The organism is Serinicoccus marinus DSM 15273 (assembly GCF_008386315.1).
Taxonomy (GTDB): Bacteria; Actinomycetota; Actinomycetes; order Actinomycetales; family Dermatophilaceae; genus Ornithinicoccus; species Ornithinicoccus marinus.
The window spans coordinates 2,877,740-2,893,706 of record NZ_CP043808.1 but is presented as its reverse complement, the minus strand read 5'-3'; the positions used below and the strand labels follow the sequence as shown (position 1 = coordinate 2,893,706).

Here is a 15,967-nt window from a genome sequence, read left to right as displayed (position 1 = left end):
CCCGACGAAAGGCACCATCCCGTGCGCGTTCACGACGACATCACCCAGGCCATCGGAGGGACCCCGCTGGTCCGGCTCAACCGTCTCGCAGAGGGGCTCCCCGAGGGGACGCAGGTCCTGCTCAAGATGGAGTCCCAGAACCCGGCCGCCTCCGTGAAGGACCGCATCGGCGCCTCGATCATCGACGCCGCCGTCGAGGCCGGTGAGCTGAAGCCCGGCGGCACCATCGTCGAGGGCACCTCGGGCAACACCGGCATCGCGCTGGCCATGGTCGGCGCCGCCCGGGGCTACCAGGTCGTGCTGGCCATGCCGGAGACGATGAGCCTGGAGCGCCGTGCCCTGCTGCGCGCCTACGGCGCCGAGCTGGTCCTCACCCCCGGCCCGGAGGGCATGAAGGGCGCCGTCGCCAAGGCCGACGAGATCGCCGCCGAGCGCGGCGCCGTCCGCGCCCGGCAGTTCGCCAACCCGGCCAACATCAAGGTCCACTACGAGACGACCGGGCCGGAGGTCTGGGAGGACACCGACGGGACGGTCGACATCTTCGTCGCCGGCGTCGGCACCGGCGGCACGATCACCGGTGCCGGTCGCTACCTGCGGGAGCAGAAGCCGGACGTCGGCCTGGTCGTCGTCGAGCCCGCCGACAGCCCGATCCTCACCGGTGGCCAGCCCGGACCGCACAAGATCCAGGGCCTGGGCGCCAACTTCGTGCCGGAGATCCTCGACACCGAGCTTTACGACGAGGTCGTCGACGTGCAGCTCGATGATGCCCTGCGCGTGGCCCGCTCGCTGGCCACCGAGGAGGGCGTGCTCGCCGGCATCTCCTCCGGCGCCAACGTCTGGGGTGCCCTCGAGGTCGCGAAGCGGCCGGAGAACGCCGGCAAGACCATCGTCGTGATCATCCCCTCCTTCGGCGAGCGCTACCTGTCCACCGTGCTCTTCGAGGACCTGCGGGACTGAGCATGGTCCACCGGTTCAGCGAGCACGCGCGCCGCGGGGCAGGTGCCCTGCGGCGGGCCGTGGCCTCGGCGCGGGAGGACCTCGACGCCGCGATCGAGCGTGACCCGGCGACGAGCAGCCGGGTCGAGATGGCCCTCGCCTCGCCCGGGCTGCACGCCCTGTGGGTGCACCGCGCCAGCCACGCGATGTGGGGGGCCGGCCTGCGACTGCCCGCCCGGCTGCTCTCGCAGGCGGCGCGGTCGGCGACCGGGGTGGAGATCCACCCGGGGGCGAGCATCGGACGGCGCTTCTTCGTCGACCACGGCATGGGTGTCGTCATCGGCGAGACCGCCGAGATCGGCGACGACGTCATGCTCTACCACGGCGTGACCCTGGGCGGGCGCTCGCTCGACCCGACGATCAAGCGGCACCCGACCCTGGGCGACGGCGTCACCGTGGGCGCCGGGGCGAAGATCCTGGGTGACATCGCCGTCGGTCACGGGGCCCAGGTCGGCGCCAACGCGGTGGTCACCAAGGACGTGCCGTCCATGGCCGTCGCGACCGGCATCCCCGCCTCGGTGCGGCGTCCCGAGCCCGGCAGCGACCCGCAGCAGGCGCTCTACGACGACCCGGCGATCTGGATCTGAGCGAAGACCGGTATACCGCGGGATCACCGGGTATGCCGAAGGCCCACCTCCGGACCGGAGGTGGGCCTTCGTCGTGCTCGGGCGGGTGTCAGGGCAGCTTCTCGCCACCCGGGCCGAAGCCGGTGGTGTCGACGGTCGCCTCGCCGTCGCCGTCCAGGCTGCCGGTGCGGTTCTCGTAGGACCCGTCGGTGCCGGTGGTCTCGTGGCCGCTCACGCGGGACTTGACCTCTTCAGCCTTCCCGCGGGCCTGGTCGCTGACCTTCTGGCCGATCTCGGGGGCCTTGGCCTTGACCTGCTCGACGGTCTCCTGGACCTTGGGGTTGCTCCAGGCCTTGTTGGCCTGGTCGGCGATCTGGTCGTAGCGCTCGCGCCCGGCACGCGCCCCCAGGACGTAGCCTGCGGCCGCACCGACGAGCAGCATCAGCTTGTTGCGCATCGTTGACTCCTTCGTGATGGTCGTGCGTTCGTCCCCGACCATACAGCCGCCTCGCCCCGTCGGCGGGCTGGGGCAGCGCCTCGCGCGCTCGGGTCGCCGGGACCGACAGCCTCGTCTGTGGTGGCGGTGGAGCGTACGTCGTGCGTGTGACACATCGGCGGAGGGTGTGGGATTCGAACCCACGGAGGTCTCCCTCGGGCGCTTTCAAGGCGCCTGCACTAGGCCACTATGCGAACCCTCCAGGCCGGGGCGGCTCCGGTGCGGGGGAGCCGGACCTGGCGGTGCCCATCATCGCACGGTGGCGCGATGCCACGTCCGGGCTGTGCGGCTGATAGCGTGGTGTCTTGGTTGGCGTTGCATCTTCTCGCGAGTGAGCTGGGGGGTTCACCACCACCACCGTCCGCGCCCTGCGGGCGGTTGCACATGCACAAGCACAGCAGAAAGAAGATCGCCCATGGCACAGGGAACCGTGAAGTGGTTCAACGCGGAGAAGGGCTTCGGCTTCATCGCTCAGGATGGCGGTGGCCCCGACGTGTTCGTCCACTACTCGGCCATCGAGACCAACGGCTACCGGACGCTCGAGGAGGCCCAGCGGGTCGAGTTCGACGTCACCCAGAGCCCCAAGGGGCCGCAGGCGGACGCTGTTCGCCCGGTCTGAGGTAGGCCGCTCCTAGAGCTTCCGCGAAGGCCCCCGTCACCATCAGGTGGCGGGGGCCTTCCGCATACCTCGATCGACCGCGGTGGTTCGTGCCGATCAGCCGCAGACCGCCCCGACGTCCTCGAGCTCGTCGGTGGGCTCCTCCGAGGTGGTCGCCGCAGGTTCCTCCGGGGTGCCTCGGTGGTCTCCTGCGCCTCGTCCTCCGGCGCGCTGGTGGCGGTGGCCTCCCCGGGCGGGGGCTCCGGGGCCGGCGCGGGGTTGAGCGCCTCGTAGACGCGCGCGCGGATCTGGGAGTAGTTGGGGTCGACGGTGTCGATGTTGGCGCCGGTGAAGGGAAGGCTGCTCATCGTCGCCCCCTGCACCTGCAGCACCAGCCCTGCCCACTCGTCGAGGTCCTCCTGCGGCAGGTCGGTCACGACGTTGTCGCCCACCGCCCCGATGATCTGAGGGTAGCGCTGCAGCATCGTCATCGGCTCGACCTGGTCGACGACCGCCGCCACCATGCAGCGCTGCCGCCGCATCCGGGAGAAGTCGTCGGAGGTCACCCGGGAGCGGGAGTAGGCCAACGCCTGGGGCCCGTCGAGCCGGTGCGAGCCCGCCTCGAGCCACTCGTAGTCCGAGGTCTGGTCCAGCTGCAGGGTGCCGTTGGCGTCGGTGAAGGTCCGCCCGCCGATCGGGATCCGCTCCTGGACGTTGACGAGGACCCCGCCCATGGCGTCCACCAGGTCGGCGAAGCCCTCCATGTTGACGATCACCGTGTGGTGGATCGGTATGCCGAGGATGCCGGAGAGCACCTCGCGGGTCGCCGTCTGCCCCGGCGTCGGGTCGTCGGCATACCACTCCGGGTGCTGCTCGGCGGTGGCCTCGGCCTCGGTCCAGATGCTGTTCATCAGGCACTGGTCGCCGCAGTCGTAGACCGGTCCGTGGACGCGGTGGAGCGGGTTGTCCCGGGGGAGCGGGATCCGCTGCAGGTTGCGGGGGATGGAGAACAGGACGCTGTCCCCGGTCTCGGTGTCGATGCTCGCGACGATCATCGTGTCGGTGCGCGTCCCCTCGCGGGCGTCCGAGCCGTCGGAGCCGAGCAGCATGACGTTGACCCGCGGGAGGTCTTTCCACGGGTCGTCGGGGTCGTCACCGACCACCGACGTGGGCGTGGCCCCGCCGCCGCCGCTCCCGCCGACGACGCCGCCGGAGCTGAAGACCTTGTCGACAGCGTCCACGTGGGCGGTGATGTAGCGCACCCCGAAGACCGCCGGGGCCGTCACCGCCAGGCACAGCACCGTGGTGAGCGTCACGAGCGCGGCGCGGCCGCCCGAGGTGGGCCGACGTGGTGCCGAGGCCAGCGCGGTCAGCGCGATACCGCTCACCCAGACCAGGGTCCCGAGGACGAGCACGACCGCGATGGCCCGGAGCCGCCCGGTGTCGGCGGCGGTCTGCAGCGCGGTCGTGGTCAGGCCGTTGGTCAGGGCATACCCGCCGACGACGAGCAGCGCGACCAGGGCGAGCGCGACGATCACCAGGCCCAGCCGGCGTCGCGGGGTCCCGAGGAGCCCGGAGCCGGGCACCACGGCGCTCAGGGTGGTGAGGCCGAGCGAGCGGCGCAGGCTCGGGTCCGCCCACGACTGCCGGGAGCGCCACTCCGAGCGCGATGCGGGTGCACCGGACCCGCGCTCGGAGGTGCCGCGGCTGTCGGACATGCGTGGGGCCTTTCAGGTCGTCGGGAACCATACTCTCCTACCAGTCCAGGCTGGTGACGGGCTGAGAGAGGCGTGTTTGGTCGTGCCGGAGGTGGCAGGTAACCTGATCCACGCCGTGGAGGTGTCGCCTAGTCTGGTCTATGGCGCCCGCCTGCTAAGCGGGTTTCGGGTTTATAGCCCGATCGAGGGTTCAAATCCCTCCACCTCCGCCGAACACCCAGAACCCCCGGAGCCGCTGCCCCGGGGGTTCTGTGCGTCTGCGCCCGCTCAGGAGACGTCCTCCTCCTCGCCCTCGGACGTCTCGTCCGGCTGCTCCTTGGAGTCCTGCGCCTCGGCGGCCTCGTCCGACCCCGATGCCCGCAGCTTCTTGTCCAGCTCCTCCACCTTGGCCTCGATGTCCCCGTTGCCCGGGGGCAGCGGCTCCTCGGCCAGCATGGGCTCGTCGGTGCGGGCTCGGGGCTCCTCGCCCGGGGTGATGCTCATCGTGCACGACCTCCTCGATCCAGGGAAGGTCAGCCTGCCACCCCGCGCCGCCGAGCACCACCGCGAGTGCCAGGTCCTCGGATTAGGAGCCGCCCACGGCGATCCGTTAGAGTTGTCGTTCGCCAGCGCCCGTAGCTCAACGGATAGAGCATCTGACTACGGATCAGAAGGTTAGGGGTTCGAATCCCTTCGGGCGCGCTCTGGTTGAGACAGATGGACGAAGGCCCCCACCGGCTGCGGTGGGGGCCTTCGCCATGTCCGTGGCTCAGCCCTCGACCGGCTCCACCCCGAGCTCGCGCAGCATCCCGCTCACCCGAGACCGGATCTCGTCGCGGATCGGCCGGACCGCCTCGACGCCTCGCCCGGCCGGGTCCGCCAGCGCCCAGTCCTCGTAGCGCTTGCCGGGGAAGATCGGGCAGGCGTCGCCGCAGCCCATGGTGACGACGACGTCGGAGGCCTGCACCGCCTCGGTGGTGAGCACCTTCGGGGTCTGGGCCGAGATGTCGATCCCCTCCTCGAGCAGCGCCTCCAGGACCGCGGGGTTGACCTCGTCCGCCGGGGCGGAGCCGGCCGAGCGGACCTCGACCGCGCCGCCGGAGAGGTGGTGGGTGTAGGCCGCGGCCATCTGGGAGCGGCCGGCGTTGTGGACGCAGACGTAGAGGACGGAAGGACGACTGTCGGTGGTCACGGTCATGCTGATCTCCTCGGGGTGCGGACGTCGTCGGGAGGGTGAGTCAGGGTGGTCGTAGGACGGGGCTACGGGGCCGCTCTGGTCAGTCCAGGAGCTGGCGCAGCAAGGTCGTCACCCGCCCCTGGATGTCGTCGCGGATCTCGCGGACGAGCTCGATCGGCTGACCATCGGGATCGGCGACGGACCAGTCCTCGTAGCGCTTGCCCGGGAAGACCGGGCACGCGTCGCCGCACCCCATGGTGACGATGACGTCGGCGGCGTGCCCTCGGCCTGCGCGGCGGCCATGAGCTGCTCGCGTGCCTGCCGTGCGACCAGCACCGGCAGGAAGGTGTGGATGGTGGAGCGCGGCTCGAGCAGGTCGCGGGCCTCCTGCACGGCGGCGGCGATGCTCTCTCGCGAGAAGGTGCCGTCGTAGCTGTAGGCGAGGTCGTCGACGATGCCGACGTAGGGGTCGGCGTCGTTCAGGGGGGTCGGGGTCATCCTGCTGCCTCCGCGGTGGATGTGGGCTCGTCGGGAACGGCGATGGGCGTGGACTCCCGCGGGGTGGGGAAGAGGGCGAGGACGGCCGCCACACCGATCGCTGCGCCGACGACCTGGGCCAGGACGAATCCAGGCGCGGAGGCCGGGGCGATCCCGGCGAAGGTGTCGGAGAAGATGCGGCCGATGGTGACCGCCGGGTTCGCGAAGGAGGTGGAGCTGGTGAACCAGTAGGCGGCGCCGATGTAGGCGCCGACGGCGGGGGCGACGACGGCCTCGCGGCCCGCTCGCAGCAACCCGAAGATGAGCCCCACCAGGCCGGCGGTCGCGACGACCTCGGCGAGCAGGTGCGGACCGGTCGCCCGATCGGTCGTCGACAGCGCCGTCGGGACGGCGAACATGAGGTTGGCGAGCACGCAGCCCGCGATGCCGCCGACGACCTGGGTGACCGCGTACGCCATACCTTCTGTCGCGGTCGGGCCGGAGCCGTCCCGGCGCCCGAGGAACCACGCGGTGAGCGTCACCATCGGGTTGAAGTGGGCGCCGGACACCGGGCCCAGGACGAGGATGAGGACCGAGAGCCCGAGGACGGTCGCGGTGGAGTTCTGCAGCAGCTGGAGCCCGACGTCGTCGGGGGAGAGTTGCTGGGCCATGATCCCGGAGCCGACGACGGTGGTGACGAGCAGCGCGGTGCCGATGCCCTCGGCGAGGAGGCGTCGGGGGAGAGGAGGGGTGGTCACGACTGCATCTTGACGGACCTTGATTGCTCAGTCAAGATTGAGGCAATGAACATTGAGCAAAGTGCCGAGCTGGAGCGTCGGGTGCGACGGCACGCGGCGCTGGCGGACGCGACCCGGCTGCGGATCGTCGACGCGCTGGCACTCTCCGACCGTGCGGTCTCGGCTCTCGGCAGGGGTCTCGGCCTCTCGTCCAACCTGCTCGCGCACCACCTCAGGGTGCTCGAGGACGCCGGGCTGGTGTGCCGGCACCGCTCGGAGGGCGACGGCCGCCGGACCTACGTCTCGCTCGTCGGGGGGCCGCCGGGAGAGGCGCCTGCCGCGCCGGACCTCGGCACCGCCGAGCGCGTGGTCTTCGTGTGCACCGCCAACACGGCCCGCTCGCATCTCGCCGCGGCGCTCTGGCGCGCGGCCAGCACCGTGGACACGGTGTCGGCCGGGACGCACCCGGGGGAGCGCATCGCGCCGGGTGCGCTCGCCGCTGCGCGACGGCACGACCTGGAGCTGCCAGAGGTCGCGCCGCGGCAGGTCGACGGGCTGCTGACGCCGGGCGACCTCGTCGTCACCGTGTGCGACCGGGCGCACGAGGAGCTCGGCGGCGCCGATGCGCTGCACTGGTCCGTCCCTGACCCGGTCCGGAACGGCACGGCGCGCGCCTTCGACGAGGCCCACGACGACCTCGCCGCCCGGGTCGCTGCCCTCGTCCCCGCGCTCACCCCGGGTGCCCGGGCAACCTGAGCAGAGAAGTCAGCCCGAGACGCTGGTTATTGCGTTGTCCCGGCTCGACAACTTTGCTCAGGTTCGGCCCGGGGGTGGGTTGGGCCGGGCGGGGCCGCCGCCAGTCACCCTCGGGCACCGCGGCCGCGCGGTATGCCGTCCGCCCACCTCAGCGGATGGGCGAGGGCGGCTCCTCGCCGGCCAGCACGGCGACGGCGTTGTCCGCGGCGAGGGTGGCCATCGCGGTGCGGGTTTCGATGGTGGCGGAGCCCAGGTGCGGCACGAGCACGGCGTTCTCGCAGTCCAGGAGGCCGGGGTGCACGTCCGGCTCGTCCTCGAAGACGTCCAGCCCGGCACCGGCGATCTGCCCGCTGCGCAGGGCCTCGACCAGCGCGGCCTCGTCGATGACCGGCCCGCGGGCGGTGTTGACGAGGTATGCCGTCGGCTTCATCGCGGCGAGCTGGTCGTGGCTGATCAGGTGGTGGGTGGCGGGGGAGTAGGGGCAGTGCAGGCTCAGCACGTCCGACTCGGCGAGCAGCGTGTCCATGTCGACGCGGTGGGCGCCGAGCTCGAGCTCCAGCTCGCGCGCGGCCTGCGAGCGAGAGGAGTAGATGACGTTCATCCCGAAGGCACGCGCCCTGCGTGCGACCGCAGCCCCGATCCCCCCGAGGCCGACGACGCCCAGCGTCTTGCGCTGCAGCCCGGAGCCGAGGAGGTAGAACATGCCCCACTGCCACGGGGTGCCGCTGCGGATGATCCGCTCGCCCTCGCCCAGGCGCCGCGTCGCCATGAGGATCAGCCCCATCGCGATGTCGGCCGTCGCCTCGGTGAGCACCCCCGGGGTGTTGGTCGCGACGACGCCGCGCTCCCGGCATACCTCGACGTCGACGTTGTTGTAGCCCACCGCGACGTTGGCGACGACCTGCAGCTGGTCCCCGGCGGCGTCGAGCAGCTCGGCGTCGACCTTCTCGGTCAGCAGCGTGAGCAGCGCGTCGGCGCCCTGCACGTGCTCCAGCACCGACTCCCGTGGCTGCGTGTCCTCGCCCTCCCAGGCGTCGACCTCGTGGCCGGCGCGGCGCAGGATGTCCAGTCCCGGCTTGGGGATCCTCCCGGTGACGACGACCCGGCTCACGCGTGGCTCCCGACCCAGTCGCGCAGCCCGCCGAGGCCGCGCCGGATCTTGTCCTCGGACAGCCCGGAGTAGGCGAACCGGATGTAGCTGCGGTCCTCGCCCGGCTGCGGCCGGCCGAAGTGGTTGCGGGTGCAGAAGCTCACGCCGGTCGCGTGCAGCGCCTGCTGCGCGAAGTCCGTGAGCCCGTCCGCCCCGACGATCTGGATCGCCTCGGTCACATCGGGGAAGAGGTAGAACGTCGAGCGCGGCGTCTCCACCGACATACCGGGCGTGCCGTTGACGATCTCGCACGCGGCGTCCCGTCGCCCGCGCAACGTGTCGAGCATGTCGGCGACCGGCTGCTGCGTGCCCTGGAGCGCCGCGATCCCGGCCCACTGGACGTAGTGGGTGGTGCACGACTCGTCGTTGGTGTTCATGGTCGAGAAGACCTTCCCGAGCTCGGTCGGGGCGACCGCGCACCCGAGCCGCGATCCGGTCATCGCGAACTTCTTGGAGAAGGTGTAGAGGATGCAGGTGCGCTCGGCCATCCCCGGCAGGCTCGCGATCGAGGTCGAGTCGCCCTCGTAGCGCATCTCGAAGTAGGCCTCGTCGGAGAGCACCCAGAGGTCGTGCTCCTGGGCGAGCGCGGCGACCGCCTCCCGCTCGGCGTCGGTGGACTCAGCGGAGATCGGGTTCTGCAGGTCGTTGTAGATGATGGCGACGGTCCGGTCGGTGATGGCGTCGCGCACCTGGTCCAGGTCGATGCGGAAGCCGTCGTCGGTCGGGAGGTAGCGGTAGGGCCGGGCGACGCCGCCGAGGTACTCGATCTGGGACTCGTAGATCGGGAATCCCGGGTTGGGGTAGAGCACCTCGTCGCCCGGGTTCATCACCGCCTGGAGGAACTTGGTGATCACCGGTTTGCCGCCGGTCATCACGGTGACGTCCTCGGGGGCGACGGTCATGCCGCGGCGGGAGCCGATGTCGTCGGCGAGGGCCGCCCGCAGCTCCGGTATGCCCGGTCCCGGGCAGTAGCCGGTCCTCCCGTCCGCGATCGCGGCGTTCATCGCCTCGACGATGTGGTCGGCCAGCGGGAAGTCGAGGTCGCCGAGGTGGAAGGGGAAGACCTCGTGGCCCTGCGCCTTCCAGTCGGCGGCCGCCGCCGCGACCGCGAAGGCGGTCTCGGTGCCGAGGTTGTCCAGTCTGCTCGCGAGCCGCATACCCCACGTCCTTGTGTCGAGTGCCGAGTCGTGCCCGACGCGCCGGCGACGACGACGAGCGGACCCACGGTACCGCGCGTCCGCTGGTGAAACGGAGGCCCACGGTGCACACTGTGCCCTGACGCTGCGTCAACGGGGTGCGGCAGGAGGGTGGACACATGAGCCAGCAACCACAGGTCCAGGTGGGCGAGCGCGACTACTACCTCGGCAAGGCCATCCTGCTCGCGTCCGTCGCGGCGCTCGGCGGCTTCCTCTTCGGCTTCGACACCGCCGTCATCAACGGCGCGGTCAACGCGATGCGCAACGACTTCGAGATGGGGGCCGGGCTGACCGGTTTCGTCGTCAGCTCGGCGCTGCTGGGCTGCATGGTCGGCGCCTACGTCGCCGGTCGCCTGGCGGAGCGGATGGGGCGCATCCGCGTGATGATGCTCGCCTCGGCGCTGTTCACCCTCTCGGCGATCGGCTCCGGCTTCGCCTTCGGGCCGGTGGACATGATCCTGTGGCGCGTGATCGGCGGCATCGGCGTGGGGATGGCCTCGGTCATCGCGCCGGCCTACATCGCCGAGATCGCGCCGGCCTCGATCCGTGGTCGGCTCGGCTCGCTGCAGCAGCTCGCGATCGTCGTCGGCATCTTCATCGCGCTGCTCTCCGACTACTTCCTCGCGGGGGTCGCCGGCGGGTCTGCCGAGGCGCTCTGGGGCAGCACCGCGTGGCGCTGGATGTTCTGGGCCGAGATCATCCCGGCCCTGGCCTACGGCGTCCTCGCCACGACCATCCCCGAGTCGCCGCGCTACCTGGTGACCCTCGGCAAGCTGGACGAGGCCCGCGAGGTGCTGGGGCGCGTGATGCTGCGGGGCATACCGGAGCGGATCAAGGAAATCCAGCGCACCGTGCGCCGCGACGCCAAGACCTCGCTGTCCGACCTGGTGAAGTCCGGCGGCGGGCTGCTGCCGATCGTCTGGATCGGCATCGGGCTGTCGGTCTTCCAGCAGTTCGTCGGGATCAACGTCATCTTCTACTACTCCTCGACGCTGTGGCAGGCGGTCGGCTTCACCGAGGAGGACGCGCTCACCCAGACCGTCATCACCTCGGTGACCAACATCGTCGTGACCATCGTCGCGATCGCGCTCATCGACAAGATCGGGCGGCGGGTGCTGCTCATGATCGGCTCGGCCGGGATGTTCCTCACGCTCGGCACGATGGCGTGGATCTTCGCCAACGCGCCGATCGTGGACGGGTCCCCGCAGCTCGGGGACAGCACCGGCCTGGTGGCGCTCATCGCGGCCAACGGTTTCGTGGTCTTCTTCGGTATGTCGTGGGGCCCGGGCGTCTGGGTGCTGCTGGGCGAGATGTTCAACAACAGGATCCGGGCCACGGCGCTGGGTGTCGCGGCGGCGGCCCAGTGGCTGGCCAACTTCGCCATCTCCACGAGCTTCCCGCGCATGGCCGAGCTGGGCCTGGGCTTCGCCTACGGCTTCTACACCCTCTTCGCGCTGCTGAGCTTCTTCTTCGTGCTGAAGTTCGTCCCCGAGACCAACGGGCGCGAGCTGGAGGACATGGACTGAGCGCGGGGCCGGTCAGCGGGTCGCGGGACCGACTCCTACGCAGAAGGTGTTCCTCGGGTGTGATGCATCCCCGTAGCGGAACACGTTCTGCGTGGGTGTTGGGCCGAGCGAGTTGTCCACACGACAGGCGGGTCGGGTCCGGCGTCCACAGATCTCTCCGCGGCCGTGGCGGCCGCCGGACGGCGGTCGCAGGCTCGTCGGTATGGACGAGCTCGCACGCCTCACTGGCTTCCTCGCCGCGCACGAAGGCGTCATCACCGCCCAGGAGGCGCGCCGCCTCGGCGTAGGCCCCAACGGACTCCGGTCCCTCGTCACCCGACGTGTGCTCCGACGGGTGGGGCGCGGCGCCTATGCCGAGCCGTCCCACGACCGCCTGATCGAGGCGCGCCGTACTGTCCTCGCGCTGTGCCGCGCGCGCCCGAGCGTGGCGGCGAGCCACCAGAGCGGTGCCCTGCTGTGGCGGCTCCCGGTGCTCACCAGCGCGCTGACCCGAGTGCACCTCACCCGTACCTCGGGGACCGCGGCCACCCGGAGTCATCCAGGTCTCACGCTGCACGCCTGCCCCGGTCGACAGGACGCCTTCGGGCTCGTAGGCGGGCACCCCGTGGTGACCCCAGCCCTGGCGGTCGTCGGCACGGCGTTGGAGGCCGGCTCCGATGCCGGGGTCTGCGTCGCCGACGCCGCGCTGCGGCTGGATCTCGCGACCGTCGAGGAGATGTCAGGCTGGGTGGACCGTCTGCGGCGCACCCCGCACCTTTCGGTGGCCCGGCACGTCGTCGCGAGCGCGAGCCCGACGGCGGAGTCGGCTGCCGAGTCCAAGGCCAGGCTGCGGCTGCTGTCGCTGGGCTACCGGGTGATCCCGCAGGTCGTCCTCCGCGAGCAGGACGGTGCCTTCGTCGCCAGGGTCGATTTCCTGCTGCCCGATCTCGGGGTGGTCGTCGAGGTCGACGGCGCGCTCAAGTACGACGGTGCGGAGGGCCGGGCCGCCCTCGTCCGCGAGAAGCGCCGCGAGGACGACATCCGGCGGCTGGGTTATGGGATGGCCCGACTCGTGTGGGCCGACCTGGACGACCTGGCCCGGATCCGCGCGGTCGTGGAGCTGGCCGCGCGCAGCGTGCAGCGCCCGCCGGGGCGGATGGCGGGCGTCGTGGACGCGCACCGGCGCCGCACCGGGGCCACGTGGGACGGGCTGCTGCTCCACTCCTACGCAGAAGGTGTTCCTCGGGCGTGATGCATCACGCCCGAGGAACGCTTTCTGCGTAGAAGTGACGGGCGAAAGTCAGCGGGCAGGAGCGATGCCGTCGAGGACCGCCGCGACGGCGGACCAGGCGCCCGAGCCGACCTCGATGAGGTCGAAGTGACCGCCGGTGACCTCGATGAGCTCGGCGTCGGCCCCGGCCTCACGGGCCGCGGCGACGTAGCGCTCTGACTGGCTGATCGGGACCTGCTCGTCGTCCGGTGCGTGCAGGGCCCGGACGGGCGCGTCGAGCGGCAGCATGCGCTGCGGGTCGACGACGTCGTAGAGCGGGTCGTCGGGGGTGGCGGAGAGCAGGTCTCCAACCGCATCCCCGCCGAGCCGGTCCTGGTATGCCGCCGTGAGGTCGAGCACCCCGGCCTGCGACACCACGTGGGTCACCTGGACCCGCCCGGACCACTGCCCGGTCTGCAGCCGACCTGCGGCCCAGGTCGCGAGGTGCCCACCCGCTGAGTGCCCCAGCGTGATGACCGGCCCCTCACCGTCCGCGAGCTCGACGGCGGCGTGGATGTCGTCGAAGGTCTGTGGGAAGCCCCCGCCGTCCCCGACCCGGCGGTACTCCACGTTGAGCGTCGTCCAGCCGCGCGCGGTCAGGTCCTCCGCGAGCGGGGTGCCGAGGTCCGCAGCATACGCGGCCCGCCAGAAACCTCCGTGGACGACGACGACCGTGCCCCGGCTCGCACCCGAGGGGACCCGTCGCTCCACCCACTGGGACGGGTGGTCGCCGTAGCTGATCCGCTCGGTGGCCGACCCGGCGCCCGCCTCTGGGCCGGTCTCGCTGCTCATCCCGCTCTCCTCGCTGCCCTGCTCGGCCGGCGGCCCGGTCGCGCTCCTCCGCCCGTCATCCGGGCCACCACCCTCGTCAGGCCCCTCGTCCGCCCTTGAGCAGGCCGCGAGGGCACCGGCACCCGCGAGCGCCAGCAGCGCCCGTCGCCGCAGGCGCACCGTGCGGGGCATACCCAGGCGGTCTCAGACCTCGTCGGCGGTGGTCGCCGAGGGATCCCACTTGAGGATGCCGTCGACGTTCCAGCCACGGTCCTTGACCGCCTCCCGGGCCTGCGCCTTGACCGGCCCGGTGAGCTTGTCGACGTAGAGGTAGCCGTCGAGGTGGTCGGTCTCGTGCTGCAGGCAGCGCGCGAGCAGTCCCTCGCCCTCGACGACGATCTCCTGGCCGTCGAGGTCGGTGCCGGTGACCCGGGCCCGCGGGTGCCGGGCGAGCGGGAACCACTCGCCGGGCACGGACAGGCAGCCCTCGCCGTCGTCCTCCTCGTCCAGCGGCCCTGGCGTCCCGAGCCGCTCCAGCGCCGGGTTGACGATGACGCCCCGGGCGTTGTCGGCGCCGGGCACCGGGCAGTCGTAGACGAAGAGCCGCAGCCGGACCCCGACCTGGTTCGCCGCCAGGCCGACCCCCTCGGCGGCGGCCATGGTGTCGAACATGTCGTCGACGAGGGTGCGCACCTCGTCGGTGATCTCCCGCACCTTCTTGGTCGGCGCGTGCAGGGCCTTGTGGCCGATGACGGTGATGGGTCGGACTGCCATGGGAGCAGATTCTAGGTATGCCCCGGGCCTGCCCGTTACCCTGCCCGTCATGAACTGGATCGAGATCGTCGGCTGGGTCGGCTCGGCCATCCTGGTGGTGTCGCTGCTGCAGACGCGGGTGCTGCGGCTGCGCTGGATCAATCTCGTGGGATGCGTCGTGCTCATCGGCTACAACGCCGCCGTCGGCGTGTGGCCGATGGTGGGGCTCAACGTCGTGCTGGCGGTCATCAACATCGTCTACCTGTGGCGGATGCTGCGGACCCGGCACGACGCGGCGAGCTACACCGTGCTCGAGGTGGAGCCGGACGACACCTACCTCGGTCACGTGCTCACGGTCCACGCTGACGACATCGCCGAGCACAACCCGGGCTTCGTCCACGACCCGGAGGCACAGCGCTCGGCCTTCCTCGTGCTCCGCGGTGACGAGACGGTGGGCGTCGTGCTGGCGCGGGACGCGGGTGAGGGCACCGCGGAGGTCGTCCTGGACTGGGTCACGCCGAGCCACCGCGACTTCTCGCCGGGCGAGTTCGTCTACCGCCGGTCCGGTCTGTTCGCGCGACGCGGCTTCAGCCGGGTGCTCTCGCCGGCGGGGATGCAGCACCCCTACTACGAGCGGATCGGCTTCCGCCCGACCGAGGACAGGTGGGTGCTCGACGTCCCGCAGCCGGCCTGACTCCGACGGCGTCGGCCGCTGCCGGTCAGCGCAGCGGGGTGGGGTCCGGGTCGACGGCCACGCGGCGACGGGTCGCGGCACGGCCGCCCCGAGCCTCGTCGTCCACCCAGTCCCAGTCCCGGGGGAGGTCGCGACGGTCGACCGCCTCCCACCGGCTGCTGGTGCCGCGCGACCGGGTGATGCTCGGCCGAGGTCCTGTCGGGTCGTCGCCCTGGCCACGCGCATACCGCTCCTCCGGCTCCTCCCAGGCCTCCTCGTCCTCACCCGGGTCGCGGACGTCGCGGCCGAAGATGGTCTCGCACATCGCCTGGTACTTCTCGTCCGGCTCCGGGATGTAGTCGATGTGGCTGAGGGCCTGGTCCTGGCCCGCGGACTCCATGACGAAGCGGCCGTAGCCGAGCAGGCGCCCGAGGATGGTCCGGTCGTAGCTCATGTCGGTGACCTTGACCAGCGGCATCATCGCGACCCGCTGCGTGATGAGGCCGTAGGTCTTGAGCAGCCGGCGGTCGGTCGCGATGAACCACTCGCAGCGCCACTCCAGCACCTGCCAGCCGGCCCAGGCGCACACGACCGCCAGCACGCACAGCGCGAACCCGATAGCGGCGGGGTCGGTCACCGCTGCCGCGACCCACAGGGTGAGGAAGAGCGCGATGAGCACCGCCGCGGCGGGGCGCACGAGCTTGGCCCAGTGCCAGCGGGTGGAGACGACGACCTGCTCGTCAGCCAGCAGGTAGCGCTTGGCGACGCGCCGGCTGACCTGCGGCGGGGCGGCAGGCATGGCGTGCCCTCGGGTGTCAGGTCCCCATCAGCTGGTTGAAGAACCGGCCGATGTTGAGGAAGCCCTGACTGATGATGTCCCACACGGCGCGCACGATGTCGGCGGCGCGGTCGGGGTTGGTGATCACCGCGTAGATGAGGAAGCCCCACACCAGCCAGTGCAGGACCTTCTTGACCGTGGACGGCATGTCAGGTGCCTTTCGCTGGACGGGTGGACGAGTACGCGAGCGGGCGAGTGCGCGGGTGGACACGGACCTGTTGTCAGTGTGGCAGATGTGGCGGGGTATGCCGATTCTCGCCCCCGCGCGCGTGTCGCCCCGCCCGACCGGGCGTCGGGGAGCGCGAGCTGGC

Annotated in this window: 19 protein-coding genes and 3 tRNA genes; 9 read left to right on the top strand and 13 right to left on the bottom strand. The window is 71.4% G+C overall.

The features are described from left to right. Positions 1-21: 21 nt before the first annotated feature. Positions 22-957 (top strand): cysteine synthase A, encoded by a 936-nt coding sequence (cysK, locus tag FU792_RS13945; protein ID WP_022926018.1) that lies wholly within the window; start codon positions 22-24, stop codon positions 955-957. A gap of 2 nt (positions 958-959) precedes the next feature. Then, complete coding sequence (epsC, locus tag FU792_RS13940) at positions 960-1,583, top strand: serine O-acetyltransferase EpsC (protein ID WP_022926017.1); 624 nt, start codon at positions 960-962, stop codon at positions 1,581-1,583. 88 nt (positions 1,584-1,671) lie between these two features. Here epsC and FU792_RS13935 read toward each other — a convergent pair whose 3' ends face one another. Next, complete coding sequence (locus FU792_RS13935) at positions 1,672-2,019, bottom strand: YtxH domain-containing protein (RefSeq protein WP_022926016.1); 348 nt, start codon at positions 2,017-2,019, stop codon at positions 1,672-1,674. A 158-nt stretch (positions 2,020-2,177) separates the two neighbouring features. Continuing rightward, positions 2,178-2,260: transfer RNA gene (locus FU792_RS13930), tRNA-Ser, on the bottom strand. Positions 2,261-2,473: 213 nt separating this feature from the next. Between FU792_RS13930 and FU792_RS13925 the strand changes: the two genes are divergently transcribed. Continuing rightward, on the top strand, positions 2,474-2,677 hold the full coding sequence (locus FU792_RS13925; protein ID WP_022926015.1) for a cold-shock protein: 204 nt from the start codon (positions 2,474-2,476) through the stop codon (positions 2,675-2,677). On the opposite strand, the gene FU792_RS13920 is transcribed toward FU792_RS13925, so the two are convergent. Beyond that, on the bottom strand, positions 2,587-4,374 hold the full coding sequence (locus FU792_RS13920; RefSeq protein ID WP_149814835.1) for an LCP family protein: 1,788 nt from the start codon (positions 4,372-4,374) through the stop codon (positions 2,587-2,589). The two genes, FU792_RS13925 and FU792_RS13920, sit on opposite strands and share 91 nt — an antisense overlap. 117 nt (positions 4,375-4,491) lie before the next feature. Between FU792_RS13920 and FU792_RS13915 the strand changes: the two genes are divergently transcribed. Next, positions 4,492-4,583, top strand: a tRNA-Ser gene (locus FU792_RS13915). Positions 4,584-4,641: 58 nt separating this feature from the next. Here the strand turns inward: FU792_RS13915 and FU792_RS13910 are convergent. Then, positions 4,642-4,857, bottom strand: coding sequence for a hypothetical protein (locus FU792_RS13910; protein WP_022926013.1), 216 nt, complete (start codon positions 4,855-4,857; stop codon positions 4,642-4,644). 125 nt (positions 4,858-4,982) lie between these two features. Here FU792_RS13910 and FU792_RS13905 point away from each other — a divergent pair. After that, positions 4,983-5,055: transfer RNA gene (locus tag FU792_RS13905), tRNA-Arg, on the top strand. A 67-nt stretch (positions 5,056-5,122) separates the two neighbouring features. Here FU792_RS13905 and FU792_RS13900 read toward each other — a convergent pair. The 3 genes from FU792_RS13900 to FU792_RS13890 form a co-directional block, all read right to left on the bottom strand. Then, positions 5,123-5,551: an arsenate reductase ArsC gene (locus FU792_RS13900; protein ID WP_022926012.1), complete on the bottom strand. Its 429-nt coding sequence runs from the start codon at positions 5,549-5,551 to the stop codon at positions 5,123-5,125. A 108-nt stretch (positions 5,552-5,659) separates the two neighbouring features. Then, a complete protein-coding gene (locus tag FU792_RS13895; RefSeq protein ID WP_420329319.1) occupies positions 5,660-6,028 on the bottom strand; it encodes a three-helix bundle dimerization domain-containing protein in 369 nt (122 codons plus the stop codon). After that, the gene (locus FU792_RS13890; protein WP_022926010.1) at positions 6,025-6,765 is read right to left on the bottom strand and encodes an aquaporin; all 741 of its coding nucleotides are present in this window, start codon (positions 6,763-6,765) and stop codon (positions 6,025-6,027) included. The genes FU792_RS13895 and FU792_RS13890 overlap by 4 nt, the downstream gene beginning before the upstream one ends. A gap of 45 nt (positions 6,766-6,810) precedes the next feature. Here FU792_RS13890 and FU792_RS13885 point away from each other — a divergent pair, with 45 nt between their 5' ends. Then, the gene (locus FU792_RS13885; RefSeq protein ID WP_022926009.1) at positions 6,811-7,500 is read left to right on the top strand and encodes an arsenate reductase/protein-tyrosine-phosphatase family protein; all 690 of its coding nucleotides are present in this window, start codon (positions 6,811-6,813) and stop codon (positions 7,498-7,500) included. Positions 7,501-7,648: 148 nt separating this feature from the next. Here the strand turns inward: FU792_RS13885 and FU792_RS13880 are convergent, their stop codons facing one another. Together FU792_RS13880 and FU792_RS13875 are read right to left on the bottom strand one after the other, a co-directional pair. Continuing rightward, a complete protein-coding gene (locus FU792_RS13880; protein ID WP_022926008.1) occupies positions 7,649-8,611 on the bottom strand; it encodes a 2-hydroxyacid dehydrogenase in 963 nt (320 codons plus the stop codon). Continuing rightward, entirely contained in the window at positions 8,608-9,807 is a 1,200-nt protein-coding gene (locus tag FU792_RS13875) for a pyridoxal phosphate-dependent aminotransferase (RefSeq protein ID WP_022926007.1), read from the bottom strand. Before FU792_RS13875 ends, FU792_RS13880 begins: the two co-directional genes overlap by 4 nt. Positions 9,808-9,965: 158 nt before the next feature. On the opposite strand from FU792_RS13875, the gene FU792_RS13870 reads away from it, so the two are divergent. Both FU792_RS13870 and FU792_RS13865 read left to right on the top strand, forming a co-directional pair. After that, entirely contained in the window at positions 9,966-11,372 is a 1,407-nt protein-coding gene (locus tag FU792_RS13870; RefSeq protein WP_022926006.1) for a sugar porter family MFS transporter, read from the top strand. Between the two features lie 202 nt (positions 11,373-11,574). Next, positions 11,575-12,603, top strand: a complete 1,029-nt coding sequence (locus tag FU792_RS13865) for a type IV toxin-antitoxin system AbiEi family antitoxin domain-containing protein (protein ID WP_022926005.1) — start codon at positions 11,575-11,577, stop codon at positions 12,601-12,603. Positions 12,604-12,651: 48 nt separating this feature from the next. Here FU792_RS13865 and FU792_RS13860 read toward each other — a convergent pair whose 3' ends face one another. Continuing rightward, entirely contained in the window at positions 12,652-13,584 is a 933-nt protein-coding gene (locus FU792_RS13860) for an alpha/beta hydrolase (protein WP_022926004.1), read from the bottom strand. A 12-nt stretch (positions 13,585-13,596) separates the two neighbouring features. After that, the gene (gene def / locus FU792_RS13855; protein WP_022926003.1) at positions 13,597-14,166 is read right to left on the bottom strand and encodes a peptide deformylase; all 570 of its coding nucleotides are present in this window, start codon (positions 14,164-14,166) and stop codon (positions 13,597-13,599) included. Between the two features lie 49 nt (positions 14,167-14,215). On the opposite strand from def, the gene FU792_RS13850 reads away from it, so the two are divergent. After that, complete coding sequence (locus FU792_RS13850; RefSeq protein WP_022926002.1) at positions 14,216-14,839, top strand: YgjV family protein; 624 nt, start codon at positions 14,216-14,218, stop codon at positions 14,837-14,839. A gap of 25 nt (positions 14,840-14,864) precedes the next feature. Here the strand turns inward: FU792_RS13850 and FU792_RS13845 are convergent, their stop codons facing one another. Both FU792_RS13845 and FU792_RS17080 read right to left on the bottom strand, forming a co-directional pair. Next, on the bottom strand, positions 14,865-15,617 hold the full coding sequence (locus tag FU792_RS13845) for a PH domain-containing protein (protein WP_022926001.1): 753 nt from the start codon (positions 15,615-15,617) through the stop codon (positions 14,865-14,867). Between the two features lie 16 nt (positions 15,618-15,633). Further along, positions 15,634-15,804: a hypothetical protein gene (locus tag FU792_RS17080; RefSeq protein WP_022926000.1), complete on the bottom strand. Its 171-nt coding sequence runs from the start codon at positions 15,802-15,804 to the stop codon at positions 15,634-15,636. Positions 15,805-15,967: the final 163 nt, after the last annotated feature.